The organism is Nocardia gipuzkoensis (assembly GCF_021183645.1).
Lineage (GTDB): Bacteria > Actinomycetota > Actinomycetes > Mycobacteriales > Mycobacteriaceae > Nocardia > Nocardia abscessus.
The window spans coordinates 2,320,459-2,332,855 of sequence record NZ_CP089225.1 but is presented as its reverse complement, the minus strand read 5'-3'; the positions used below and the strand labels follow the sequence as shown (position 1 = coordinate 2,332,855).

The 12,397-nt window shown below is 70.3% G+C and carries 10 protein-coding genes; 6 read left to right on the top strand and 4 right to left on the bottom strand.

Features of this window, described 5'->3' with window-relative positions:
* Nucleotides 1-43 precede the first annotated feature (43 nt).
* Nucleotides 44-1,876 carry a phosphoenolpyruvate carboxykinase (GTP) gene (locus LTT66_RS10700; protein WP_233066386.1) on the top strand — a complete coding sequence of 611 codons (1,833 nt, stop codon included), beginning with the start codon at nt 44-46 and terminating at the stop codon, nt 1,874-1,876.
* Nucleotides 1,877-1,989: 113 nt separating this feature from the next.
* On the opposite strand, the gene LTT66_RS10695 is transcribed toward LTT66_RS10700, so the two are convergent.
* Nucleotides 1,990-2,742, bottom strand: a complete 753-nt coding sequence (locus tag LTT66_RS10695; protein ID WP_233066384.1) for an HD domain-containing protein — start codon at nt 2,740-2,742, stop codon at nt 1,990-1,992.
* A gap of 113 nt (nt 2,743-2,855) precedes the next feature.
* Between LTT66_RS10695 and LTT66_RS10690 the strand changes: the two genes are divergently transcribed.
* The gene (locus LTT66_RS10690) at nt 2,856-3,806 is read left to right on the top strand and encodes a GlxA family transcriptional regulator (protein ID WP_233066382.1); all 951 of its coding nucleotides are present in this window, start codon (nt 2,856-2,858) and stop codon (nt 3,804-3,806) included.
* A 345-nt stretch (nt 3,807-4,151) separates the two neighbouring features.
* Entirely contained in the window at nt 4,152-4,355 is a 204-nt protein-coding gene (locus LTT66_RS10685) for a hypothetical protein (RefSeq protein ID WP_233066380.1), read from the top strand.
* Here LTT66_RS10685 and LTT66_RS10680 read toward each other — a convergent pair whose 3' ends face one another.
* Nucleotides 4,356-5,807: an aldehyde dehydrogenase gene (locus LTT66_RS10680; RefSeq protein ID WP_233066378.1), complete on the bottom strand. Its 1,452-nt coding sequence runs from the start codon at nt 5,805-5,807 to the stop codon at nt 4,356-4,358. It abuts the gene before it with no gap.
* A gap of 209 nt (nt 5,808-6,016) precedes the next feature.
* On the opposite strand from LTT66_RS10680, the gene LTT66_RS10675 reads away from it, so the two are divergent.
* The gene (locus tag LTT66_RS10675) at nt 6,017-6,328 is read left to right on the top strand and encodes a hypothetical protein (RefSeq protein ID WP_159923239.1); all 312 of its coding nucleotides are present in this window, start codon (nt 6,017-6,019) and stop codon (nt 6,326-6,328) included.
* Here the strand turns inward: LTT66_RS10675 and LTT66_RS10670 are convergent.
* Nucleotides 6,325-7,110, bottom strand: coding sequence for a class I SAM-dependent methyltransferase (locus LTT66_RS10670; protein WP_233066376.1), 786 nt, complete (start codon nt 7,108-7,110; stop codon nt 6,325-6,327). The two genes, LTT66_RS10675 and LTT66_RS10670, sit on opposite strands and share 4 nt — an antisense overlap.
* 116 nt (nt 7,111-7,226) lie before the next feature.
* On the opposite strand from LTT66_RS10670, the gene LTT66_RS10665 reads away from it, so the two are divergent.
* On the top strand, nt 7,227-8,399 hold the full coding sequence (locus LTT66_RS10665; protein WP_233066374.1) for a glycosyltransferase family 4 protein: 1,173 nt from the start codon (nt 7,227-7,229) through the stop codon (nt 8,397-8,399).
* A 1-nt stretch (nt 8,400) separates the two neighbouring features.
* Here LTT66_RS10665 and LTT66_RS10660 read toward each other — a convergent pair whose 3' ends face one another.
* Complete coding sequence (locus LTT66_RS10660) at nt 8,401-10,677, bottom strand: hypothetical protein (protein WP_233066372.1); 2,277 nt, start codon at nt 10,675-10,677, stop codon at nt 8,401-8,403.
* 354 nt (nt 10,678-11,031) lie between these two features.
* On the opposite strand from LTT66_RS10660, the gene LTT66_RS10655 reads away from it, so the two are divergent.
* Nucleotides 11,032-12,207: a polysaccharide biosynthesis protein gene (locus LTT66_RS10655; protein WP_220135596.1), complete on the top strand. Its 1,176-nt coding sequence runs from the start codon at nt 11,032-11,034 to the stop codon at nt 12,205-12,207.
* The last annotated feature ends 190 nt before the right edge of the window (nt 12,208-12,397 follow it).

The following is a 12,397-nucleotide window of genomic DNA, read 5'->3' as shown; positions in this document are numbered from 1 at the left end:
GGCGGCGAAGCAGCGAGTAGTCGCCCATCTCAGGAGAGTTTTCATGACGTCAGCGACCATTCCTGGTCTTCGTGGATCCGACGGCAAGGCGCCGACCGAGCACAGCGAACTACTCGCCTGGGTACAAGAAGTCGCCGAACTCACCCAGCCGGATCGTGTGGTGTGGGCGGACGGCTCCGACGAGGAATGGGAGCGGCTCACCGAGCAGCTCGTGGCGGCGGGGACGTTCAAGCGCCTGGACGAGAAGAAGAAGCCGAACTCCTTCCTCGCCCTCTCCGATCCCTCCGACGTGGCCCGGGTGGAATCCCGCACGTTCATCTGTTCGAAGTCCGAGGCCGACGCGGGCCCGACCAACAACTGGGTCGACCCGACCGAGATGCGCGCCACCATGACCGAGCTGTACCGCGGCTCGATGAAGGGCCGCACCATGTACGTGGTGCCGTTCTGCATGGGTCCGCTGGGCGCCGAGGACCCCAAGCTCGGCGTCGAGATCACCGACTCCGAGTACGTCGTGGTGTCGATGCGCGTGATGACCCGCATGGGCGCCGCCGCCCTGGAGAAGCTGGGCGCCGACCGCCCGTTCGTGAAGGCGCTGCACTCCGTGGGCGCGCCGCTGGCCGATGGCCAGGCCGACGTGCCGTGGCCGTGCAACGACACCAAGTACATCACCCACTTCCCCGAGGACCGGGAGATCTGGAGCTACGGCTCCGGCTACGGCGGCAACGCGCTGCTCGGCAAGAAGTGCTACTCGCTGCGGATCGCCTCGGCGATGGCCCACGACGAGGGCTGGCTGGCCGAGCACATGCTGATCCTCAAGCTGATCTCCCCGGAGAACAAGGCGTACTACATCGCCGCCGCGTTCCCGAGCGCCTGCGGCAAGACCAACCTCGCGATGATCCAGCCGACCGTGCCGGGCTGGCGCGCCGAGACCCTGGGCGACGACATCGCCTGGATGCGCTTCGGCAAGGACGGCCGCCTCTACGCGGTGAACCCGGAGTACGGCTTCTTCGGCGTCGCGCCGGGCACCAACCGCAGCTCGAACCCGAACGCCATGGCCACCGTGGAAGCGGGCAACACCGTCTACACCAACGTCGCGCTGACCGACAACGGCGACGTGTGGTGGGAGGGCCTGGAGGGCGAGCCCGACCACCTGATCGACTGGAAGGGCAACGACTGGTACCTGCGGGAGACCGAGACGCTGGCCGCCCACCCGAACTCGCGCTACTGCACGCCGATGGCGCAGTGCCCGATCCTGGCGCCCGAGTGGGACGACCCGCAGGGTGTGCCGATCTCGGCGATCCTGTTCGGCGGTCGCCGCAAGACCACCGTCCCGCTGGTCACCGAGTCCTTCGACTGGCAGCACGGCGTGTTCATGGGCGCGACGCTGTCCTCCGAGCAGACCGCGGCCGCCGAGGGCAAGGTGGGCACCGTCCGCCGTGACCCGATGGCCATGCTGCCGTTCCTGGGCTACCACGTCGGCGACTACCTGGGGCACTGGATCAACCTCGGCAAGAACGCCGACGCGGCCAAACTGCCGAAGATCTTCTACGTCAACTGGTTCCGCCGCGGCGAGGACGGCCGCTTCCTCTGGCCCGGCTTCGGCGAGAACTCGCGCGTGCTGGAGTGGATCGTCGGCCGCATCGAGGGTTCCGCCGAGGCCGAGGCGACCGCGATCGGTAACGTGCCGACCGCCACGCAGCTCGACCTGGACGGGCTGGACGTCGATGCCGAGGACGTCGACGAGGCGCTCGCCGTGAACGCCGAGGAATGGCGCAAGGAGATCCCGCTGATCGAAGAGTGGTTCGAGTTCGTCGGTGACAAGCTGCCGTCCGGCGTACGCGACGAGTTCGAGGCGCTCAAGCAGCGTCTGGGCTGACACTCCACCCAAAGTAGCATCGCCCCGCACCATCGGACAGCTGGTGCGGGGCGATTTGTTCTGCGCGACAAAAGTTTTGCCGATCCGATCCGGAATCCCGCTGGGCGGCGAGGCTATTCGGGGAACGGCGACATCCGGATCATCATCAGGAAGCCCGCGCGGTTGAGCCAGTGAATGCGGCCCGCAGGCATCGCCTTCGCTTCGGCTCGGAATGCCGCGACGACGTGCCGCTTGAACTCCTGGCGCGGATGACGTCGCAGCAGTTCGGCGACCCAATCCCGGTCCAGCTCCGCCAGCCGCGTCCCGAGCACGTCCACTGAAGCCCCCGCGGAGACGAAGCCCCCCGGATCGCTGAGATCTTCGGCGACGCCGGGTGTGATGTGGGCGGCGATGGCCGCGCCGATCGCGTCGGCCCGTTCCTGGGTGGCACCCGCGCCGAGTGCGACGGTAACGGCCCGTTCCCCGCCTGCCACTGCGAAACACCGTCCGGGCGTAGGGTGTTCGAGCCGCAAATCGTGCAGTAGGCAGGAGACGTAGACGAGTTCGTCGTCATAGGCGGCACCGTCGAGATCGGCTAGAACCCGTCCGAAATAGTAGGTGCGAAGCGAATGGTGCAGCACGTGCGGGGAAAGCGCCTCGCGCGCCTCGGTTTCCGCCGCGACGGCGAGCTTGGAATCCGGTAGCCGCAGACCGGCGAACTCCAGTTTCCCGCGCCCCCGCCGGCCCAGCGCGAGCCGGACCCGGTTGGGCACCATGGCGGGCAGCGTACGAGCGGTCGCAACAGCCAATCGGCGGCGTTGCGCCCCCGACAGCGCACCACCGGAGCTGGTGGCCCATGCCCAATCGAGGCCTGTCGGTCCGGCCACGTTGCCCTCCTTCTCATCGAATCCGGTGTGCACTTGGAGTCAAGTGTGCGATGAGGTCGGCGACGAGTGGCGCAAATGACAGTGATGCTCGGATTCGTGTCAAACTTGCGAGGATGAAGCAAGTGGTCGCCCTCGCGCTGGACGGGGTCATGGCCTTCGATCTGGCCTGTGCTGTTCAGGCGTTCCGGCACGGACCGGGTAAGACCGGCGAGCCGTCCGGGTTCGAGATGCGGACCTGCGGATTGCGCCCCGGGCCGGTGTGGACGCCCAATGGCTTCGAATTGCGGGTGGAGCACGGGCTGGAAGCGCTGGCGGAGGCGGATGTAGTCGTCGTGCCCGGGATCGGCATCCCGACGCTGCCTACCCCGCGGGCGGCGCTGATCGCCTTGCGTGGCGCGGCGGCGCGCGGCGCGACCATGGTGAGCATCTGCGTCGGCGCGTTCATCCTGGCCGAGGCCGGACTACTGGACGGACGACCGGCGACCACGCACTGGGCCTACTGCGGCGAGTTCGCGCAGCTGTATCCGGCGGTGCGGCTGGACCCGACGGCGCTGTACGTGGACGACGGTGACGTGCTGACCTCGGCCGGTCTGTCGGCGGGCCTCGATCTGTGCCTGCACATCGTGCGCAGGGAGCTGGGTGCCCACGCGGCGGCGGAGCTGGCCAGGTGGAACGTCACCGCGCCGCATCGAGAGGGCGGCCAGGCGCAGTACGTTCCGAACGCGCCGGGCGCTGCGGCCGCGCACGGCGGACTCGCCGCCACCCTGGCCTGGGCGGTCGCCGAACCCACTGCGGCGGCGGATGTTTCGGCGCTGGCCGCGCACGCGCTGATGAGCGAGCGCACCTTCATCCGCCGCTTCAAGGCGGAAGTCGGCACCACGCCGCGGCGGTGGCTGGACACTCAGCGCACCGCGCGTGCGCGCGAACTTCTGGAAACCACACGTTTGCCAGTGGAAGTCGTTGCGGCCAGGGCAGGTTTCGGCAGCGTCACCGCGCTGCGGGTGCACCTGCGCGCGGCGACCGGCACCACACCTGCCGCGTACCGCCGGTCGCTCGGCACGTGAGCCCGGCGAGTCCACTGTCCCCGAGGGCGAATGCCGTTGTGGAGCAGGTCAATCGAATGTTCTGCGCGAGGGTGCTTTTCGGAGACCGCGCAGGGGCCTGTCAGTGTGCGGCGGGAATGTGCGAATTTTGCACGGCTCGATGGGTTTAGCTGCGTGCGGAACGGGGTAATGATCTTGTTGAGAGATTTCGTGTACTCGTGACTTATGCTTGGCGTGTTCTTCCCTTCCCATCACACAGTCGGATTACCAACGGTTAACTGATCGACTGAACTACTTCCCTACCGACATCGGACCCGCGATGCCCGCGGCGTACGGCGAGATCGACGCGCGAGAGGTGGTTGGAGCATGGCCGATCTGGAGACGGCGAGATCGCTTGCCCCCATGGTTGCCGAATTCGAGTTGGCGACCGCGAGCACACCGCTGCGCCGGGCCGCGGGGCGGCTGCTGGCGGTGCTGCCGCCCGGATGGCGCGTCGAAATCGTCGACGCGCCACCCCGGCGCTACGGCAACCGTGCGCCGCTGCTACGGGTGGTCATGCCACCCGACTGATCACCCGGTCCAGCCGAGTGGCATGAGCAGCGACTTCTGCTCGCAGAACGCATCGAGACCTTCCGGGCCGTTCTCGCGTCCGAGCCCGGAGGCCTTGTAGCCGCCGAACGGCGAACTCGGGTCGAACGCATACCAATTGATCGCGTAGGTGCCGGTCCGCACCCGCGCCGCGATCTCGGCGCCGTGTTCGATGTCGGCCGTCCACACCGAGCCTGCGAGGCCGTAGACCGAGTCGTTGGCGATGGCCACGGCCTCGTCCTCGTCCTCGTCCTCGTACGGGATGACCGACAGCACCGGCCCGAAGATCTCCTCCTGGGCGATGGTCGACTTGTTGTCCACGTCGGCGAAGATCGTCGGCTCGACGAACCAGCCTCGGTCCAGGCCCTCCGGGCGTCCGCCGCCGAATACGAGTCGCGCGCCCTCGGCCTTGCCCTTGGCGATGTAGCCCTCGACCCGGTCGCGCTGCCGTTCGGAGATCAGCGGGCCCAGCTGCACGCTCGGGTCGTTCGGGTCGCCCACCTTCATCGTCTTCACGTGTTCGACCAGCGCGTCGAGGATCTCGTCGTACCGTCCGCGCGGGGCGAGGATGCGGGTCTGCGCGACGCAGCCCTGCCCACTGTTCATCAAGCCGGAGAATGCGAGCACCGGGATGCCGGCCGCGACATCCATGTCGGGCAGCAGGATCGCCGCGGACTTGCCGCCGAGTTCGAGCGAAACGCTCTTGAGCTGGCCGGTGGCGATGGCGCCGATCTTGCGGCCGACCGCGGTGCTTCCGGTGAAGGTCACCTTGTCCACGCCGGGATGCGAGACGAGGTACTCGGCCGCGTCGGGCTCGGCGGGCAGCACCGAGAGCACGCCTTCGGGCAGTCCGGCCTCGGTGAAGATGTCGGCGACCATGTTGGCCGTGATCGGGGTGAGCGGGGCGGGCTTCAGCACCACGGTGCAGCCGGCCAGCAGGGCGGGGGCGAGCTTGTTCACCGCGAGGAACAGCGGGACATTCCATGCGGTGACCGCCGCGACGACCCCGCGCGGCTCGCGGGTGACCCGCGTGGTGCCGAACCCGCCCACCCGGGTCTCCCGCCACGGGAAGGTCTCGGCCAGCGCGGCGTAAGCGTCGAGCGCGGCGACCGCGGGGATCTGGTTCAGCGTCATCGCGATCATCTGCGGCGCGCCGACCTCGGCGGTCAGCGCGGCGAGCAGGTCGGCGGAGCGCTGTTCGATCAGCCGGGCCACGCGGGTGAGCACCGCGGCGCGCTCCTTCGGCGGCGTGGCGGGCCACGGGCCGTGGTCGAAAGCGTGCCTGGCCGCGGCGACCGCGGCGTCGACGTCGGCCCGGCTCACCGCGGGGACGCTGCCCACCGGCTCGACCGTGGCCGGCGAGATGACCTGGATGCGCTCGGCGGTGGCTGGCGCGGTCCAGCGGCCGCCGATGAACAAGCTCTCGTAATGCATGAGAACACGTTACAGTTTTGCCCGCCTTCTGTCTGTAACCTGTTCCAGTTTTGCGCACCCGCGACGCTCTGGCCAGTGTGAATCCCGACCTCTCGGTTCGCTTTTCGCCGAACGCACTATTGCGTTCTGTTGCTGGAGGAGGGATGCTGTAGCGACATATCAGCTCGCTCCATTACTGAATCGTTACCGCAAACTGGGGAGTCCGAGTCATGGCGGTGCAAGTGATCGGCCGGTCGCTGATGACCAGTGATCAAACCGAGCATCAGGCTAAGTGTGTCGGCAGCGGCGGGTGGGTGGTCTCCTTCCTACCCGGCCGCACCCTGACGATCGAGCAGGCGACCGCGGCTATGCAGGCAGCGGAGGCGGTCGCCGCCGTCGGGATGCTGGCCGACATGGTCGGTCTGACCACGCTCGAGACCGTCGGGTTGGCTATGCGGGAATCGCCGTGGAGCGAGCCCGTGCACGCGCCGTGCGGGAAGCGGCACTGGCGTCGCGGATGGCTGGAGCCTTACCTCGGCTAACTTTTAGTTGCCACAACGACCAGATTGCTGACAAGTAACTCGCGCACCAGGGGTACCCGGACCAACCACCACGCCCAGCGGGGGTGGTAGCGCGGAAAGACGGTGTGCACCTCGGCCGGAGTGCCTGCCGCCCAGCGCAATCCGTCCGCGGCCCGCACCGCGAACAGCGACCGGCCGAACCTGTTCTTGGGTTCGCGTCCGTGCTTGCGCCGGTACCGGCGTGCGGCGTACTCGCCACCGAGGTAGTGCCACGGCCCGGTCTCGTGCCCGCCGAACGGGCCGTGCCACACCGTGTAGGAGAGCACGATCAACCCGCCCGGCCTGGTCACCCGCACCATCTCGTCGGCCATCACCCACGGCTTCGAGACGTGTTCGGCGACGTTCGACGAGAAACAGATGTCGAGCGCGTCGTCACGGAACGGCAGCGCCATCCCGGACCCGCGCACCGCGCCTGCTACCGAGAGGCCCGCGGCGTGCATCTCCGAAGGGTCGGGCTCCACCGGGATATAGCGCGCGCCGGTGCGGGTGAACTCGTCGGCGAAGTAGCCCGGTCCGCCGCCGACGTCGAGAATCGTCGCACCGTCCAGCGACCGGCCGGTGAGGTCGGCGTAGAAGTCGGCGATCATCGCCGTGCTGTCGGCGGCCAGGCCGCCGTAGAACAGCGCCGGATCGGTCTGCTCGAACCGGAAGCTGCCGAGCAGCCGCAGCGACCGGCGCAGGGTCGCCCGGCGGGCGAACCGTGGCGAGCTGCCGCGTGCAGGCGTGTTTTCGGCTTTGAGCACGGCGCCGAGTCTCGCACAACCCCGATGCTGGGCATCGCGGGCGGGTGCTCGGGTTAGGGTGTACCGCGACATCCGACGTTCCCCACCGGGACCTACTGACCGAGAGAAGCTCCACCGTGCGCGAAGTCCTCCTGCTCTGCTGGCGTGACACCGGGCACCCGCAGGGCGGCGGCAGCGAGCGGTACCTCGAGCAGGTCGGCGCGCACCTCGCGGCCCGGGGGGTCAAGGTCACCCTGCGCACCGCACGCTACCCCGGGGCGCCGCGGCGAGAGCGCATCGACGGCATCGACATCAGCCGGGCGGGCGGCCGCTACACCGTGTATCCGCGGGCGCTCGCCGCGATCTTGCTCGGGAAGATCGGTCTCGGCTCGTTGCGCGGGGTGCGCCCGGACGCGGTGATCGACACCCAGAACGGCATCCCGTTCTTCGCCACCACCGTCACCAAGGCGCCGTCGGTGGTGCTGGTGCACCACGGGCATCGCGAGCAGTGGCCGGTGGCGGGCAAGCTGGTCGGTCGCGTGGGCTGGTGGATCGAGTCGCGGCTGTCGCCCCGCGTGCATCGGCGTAACCAATATCTGACCGTCTCGCTTCCCTCGGCGGAGGAGCTGGCCGCGCTCGGTGTGGACGGTTCGCGCATCGCGGTGGTCCGCAACGGAGCGGAACCGGTTCCATTCGACGCGCCCACCGGCGCCGCGGAGACCCGCACTTCCGCACCCACCGTCGTCGTGCTGTCCCGTTTGGTGCCGCACAAGCAGATCGAGGACGCGCTCGCGGCCGTGGCCCGGCTGCGCGACCGCGTCCCCGGCCTGCGCCTGGACGTGATCGGCGACGGCTGGTGGGCGGACAACCTGCGGGACAACGCTCGCGAACTCGGCATCGCCGACGCCGTCACCTTCCACGGGCACGTGGACGAGCGCCGTAAGCACGAACTGCTCGCCCGCGCATGGGTGCACGTGCTGCCCTCCCGGAAAGAGGGGTGGGGGCTCGCGGTGATCGAGGCCGCCCAGCACGGCGTGCCGACGGTCGGCTACCGGAGTTCACGCGGGCTCACCGATTCCATCGTCGACGGCGCCACCGGCATCCTGGTCGACGACGTCGCGCAGTTGACCGAAGCCGTCGGCGATCTGCTGGACGATCCGGGCGCGCGCACCGTCATGGGCGAGAAGGCGCGCGCCCGCGCTCGCGAATTCTCCTGGGAGCAAACCGGAATCGGCGTCTACGAGGTGCTGGCCGCGGCCGCCCGTGGCGAACAGGTGACCGGTTTGATCGCGCCCCGGACGGCCGACTGAACTACTGCGAAAGACTGCCGTGCGCGGCTCGGTTCCAGCGCCGCGTTCTCGTACGGGATCGTGCCCGAATGCCCAGGACGACAAGCGGACTCGCGACGAGCAACGCGCCCCAGAGCGAATGGGCCGTGGCGATGACGGAACGCTGTGCCGTTGTCGATCCGCGGGGCTCGACGACTCCGGGCACGCGATACAGCGCGAGGTCGGCGTCCTCGTAACTTCGCTCGAGCTGGGCCAGCGTCGTCGCCGATGCGCCGAGCGGGCCGGGAGTGGTCCGCTCCACGAGCACCCAGCCCACGCCGAGGCGGGCCAGGTCCGGGGCCGAACCACCCTGCAGGAGAAGGGCTTCCACCTTTCCGGCGCGGTCTCCCTCGCCGGACACCGTACGCCCGCGCACCGGGAGCTCGCCGGTCTGTAAGACGTCGTTGGGCAGCATGCGCGGCGCCGGGTCGAGCACGGGCGCCGGGCCGCTGTAGCGGAACTTGCGGAACATCCCGCCCGGCAGCACCGCGACGTCGCCGGGACCGTCGATCCGTTCGGCGACCCGCTGCCAGCCAGCGGGGTAGTGCACCGTCCGGACGGCTCCACCGGCACCCCAGGCGAGATCGTAGAGCGGCAGCACGAGAAGCGCGACGAATACCGCCGCGATCGCGGACGTCACGGCCGGGTGCGCCGTGGTGGGGCGATCCACCGGAGCGGATGAAAGCCGCCGGGCGGCCACCGTGCAGCCCGCCGCCGCGCACAGGGCGTAGGCGGGCACGGCCAAGGCCACGTACTTCTGGGTGTCTCGCAGCAGACCCGCACCGGGCACGTGGGCTACCAGCCACTCCAGTGCGTGCATGCCCCACACCGTCGCGCCGAGCGCGGGGAACAGCACCGCGATCGCCGCGAGCAGCAGCAGCGCGCGGCGCACGTGGCGATTGTCCGGATCGGCGCCGCCCGAGGCGACGGCGCGCACGCCCAGCGCGACGATCCCCAGCAGCGCCAAGGTCGCGATCGCGGCCAGCGGCGTGGTGCGGGAATCGGGAACCGCCTCCGCGTTCCATATCCCGCCGAGACCGGCCACGCTGCCGAGGGTGCCGAGGCCGGGCTCGGCCCGTGCGGCGAAGGCCGCGATGCCCGCGGGATCGGACGGCTCGGCGCCCGCGCCCGACAGCGCGGTCGCGGCGAGCCATGGCGCGGAGGCCGCGACCCAGAGGACGAGCGCCGGGAGCAACTGGCGTCGATGGACCAAGGCGAGCGCGGTCACGCCCGCCAGCAGCGCTCCGGTCGGTGTGAGTCCCGCGGCGGCGAGCGATCCGGCCAGGGCGGCCCAAGCGGACACCGTCCGGATACTCCTGCGCCGTGCAGCCGTGACGAGGGGTTGATCTACCTGGTGCTTGCCCGGCGTGTTGGTTGGTGCGGTGACGCGGGGTTGATCCGCCTGGTGCTTGCCCGGCGTGTCGGTTGGCGCGGTGACGAGGGGCTGATCTACCTGGCCCTTGTCCGGCGTGTCGGCTGGTGTAGCGCCGTGGGGATGTTCAGGTTCGTCGGCTGGCGTGGAGCTGTGGGGGCTTTCAGAGGTGTCGGCTGAGGTAGCGCCGCCGGGGTGTTCAGAAGTGCCGGCTGGGGCAGCGCCATCGGGGGGCTCGGATGCGCCGGGCGTAGCCAGCGGTGTTTCAGCTCGGCCGGTGGGTCCGGCCTGCCGATCGTGCTGTGTGGGGTCGATCGGTGGGGCAATTTCGGCGCGTTCGGCCTCCTGCGGTGCGGCCGGTCCGACCAGGCCGTTTCCGGGCTGTACCGGTGCGTTCGCCAGGATTCGCCGACGCCGTTTCGCGGTGGCGGACGATCGGAGGCGATACGCGGCCAGCGCTGTCCACGGCAGCGCGGCATATCCGGCCAGCAGGCTCCAGTGTCCCTGCAAGAGCCGCTCGGCGACGTAGGGGTTCCACAGCGCGACCGTCGCGGCGACCAATTGCGGCCCGAGCGAAGCGCGCAGCAGCGCGCGGGCCAGCATCGCCGCGCCGTACCCCGCGGCCCACAGCGCGACGACCAGAATCGTCTTGACCAGCAGGCCGCCGTCGACGAACGCCGACAGCACGGCCAGCAGCGCGTCCTGCGGCACCGCCCGCGGCGCCGCGTCGCCGAGACCGAGCGCCGAGGCGGTCGGATAACTGCGCGGCGTGCTCACCGCGTCCCGCAGGAGCAGGTAACCCGGCGCCAGCAGGGGCGCGGTCACCAGCAGCGCCCCAGCCGCGCTGTATCCCGCGGCTACCGCCCGGTCTCGACCGCTCCCACTCACGCCTGAGCACTGTACGTCCCGATCCCCGCCGCCGCGGAGCGAGCGACGAGGAAGGCCGGTTCGGTCCGTCGCGCGATATTCGCCAACCGCGTCCGGCCCCGCTCGGCGAATCGGCGACGACCCTCGCCCGGCTCGAGTCGGCCTACCAGGACGCCGACCGCACGCTGTATTGTGTGCCGGGCGTCATCGGTCGGTGGTTCGAAGACAGGGCAGCCAGCCGCCCTCGCGCCGAGAGTGGCTTGCGACAGCGTCACCCGGCTGGTACGGCCTGAAGACCCGGAGAGGCGGGGGAGCGTGTCTGCTGTCCGTCGGTTACCTGTGGTGGCGGATCTGACGTGGGTGACGGCGGGCGCGATGACCGCCAACGTCGCCGGGTATCTGCTGCAACTGCTGGCCGGACGGTGGCTGGGCGTCACCGGGTACAGCGAGTTCGCCAGTCTGCTCGCGGTGCAGCTGCTGTGCGCGGTGCCCGCCCTGGCGTTGCAGAACGTGGTCGCCCGGGAACTCGTGCGCGGTGCGGGGACGGCGGCGCTGCGCGGGCTCCAATGGCGGTGCGCGGTGATCGTGGCCGCGGTGGCGGCGGTGCTGGTCCCGCTGGTCGCCCTCACGCTGAACGTCGGGGTGGCCGCCACGGCCGCGGCGCTCGGTGCCGCGCCCGCGCTGGTGCTGCTGTCCGGTGAGCAGGGAGTGCTGCAGGGCGGCAAGCGGTTTCGCGCGTTGGGGGTGGTGCTCGGTGCCGCGGGCATCGCCCGGGTCACGCCCGCGCTGGTGGTCCTCGCGCTGGGCGGCGGCGCGACGCTCGCGCTCTGGGCGGCGGCCTGCGGGATCGCGGCGGCGGCGCTGCTGGCCAGGCTCGTCGCCGGTGCGCGGTCGGCGCGCGCCCGCGCCGCGATCGACCCGGGCAAGATCGCCGCCGCCCCCGGCGTGCTGCCGGTGCTGCGGGCCGCCCAGGTGCAGGCGGCGATGATGGCGCTGTCGTCGGCCGACCTGATCGTGGTCCGGATCGTGCTCGACGACGTGGACGCCAGCCGCTACGCGCTCGGCACCATCGCCACCAAGATTGCCTTCTGGCTGCCCCAAGCGGTAGGCGTCGTGCTCTACCCGCGCATGGCCCAGCCGACGCACTCGGCGAGCGCGATCCGGGCGGCGCTGGCGGTGCTCAGCGGGATCGGCCTCATCGCGGTGCTCGGGGCCGCGCTCGCCGCGCCGGTCGCTCCGCTGCTGGCAGGCGAGGACTACGCGCCGATCCAGGGCCTGCTGTGGGTCTTCGCGCTGCACGGCGCGCTGCTGGCCGTGCTGCAGGGCGCGGTGCTCTCGGCCATCGCCGTCGATCGCACGTCCCTGGCGCTGGTCACCTGGCTGGGGCTGGCCGTCGAAGTCACCCTGATGCTGTCGCTGGCCCGCTCCATCCCGGCGCTGATCATCACGGCCGTATCGGTCGCGGCCACCACCACCGTCCTGGTCGCCGTCGTCGTCCTGCGGGCGGCCGACCACTCGACGCGTCCGGAGCCGTTGCGCCCGGTCGGCTGACCGGCACCGCTGCACCTCATCGCGGTCGGCGGCCGCGAACAAACGCGCTGCTACAGAATCCGGTACATCCGGTGGTCTATGCGGCGCCCTGACCCGTGCCCATAAGCCGGTCAACCGCCTACTGGGAGTCGAGCAGCAAACAGGTGACGCAGCGTCGCCCAGCTGATGAATGCACTCAGTTCGGTGCGGT

What these genes read in the sequence shown, in the direction of transcription:
- LTT66_RS10690 (WP_233066382.1), top strand. Translation starts at nt 2,856, where the DNA reads ATGAAGCAAGTGGTCGCCCTCGCGCTGGACGGGGTCATGGCCTTCGAT.
- LTT66_RS10655 (WP_220135596.1), top strand. Translation starts at nt 11,032, where the DNA reads ATGACCGCCAACGTCGCCGGGTATCTGCTGCAACTGCTGGCCGGACGG.
- LTT66_RS10675 (WP_159923239.1), top strand. Translation starts at nt 6,017, where the DNA reads ATGGCGGTGCAAGTGATCGGCCGGTCGCTGATGACCAGTGATCAAACC.
- LTT66_RS10700 (WP_233066386.1), top strand. Translation starts at nt 44, where the DNA reads ATGACGTCAGCGACCATTCCTGGTCTTCGTGGATCCGACGGCAAGGCG.
- LTT66_RS10680 (WP_233066378.1), bottom strand. Translation starts at nt 5,807, where the DNA reads ATGCATTACGAGAGCTTGTTCATCGGCGGCCGCTGGACCGCGCCAGCC.
- LTT66_RS10685 (WP_233066380.1), top strand. Translation starts at nt 4,152, where the DNA reads ATGGCCGATCTGGAGACGGCGAGATCGCTTGCCCCCATGGTTGCCGAA.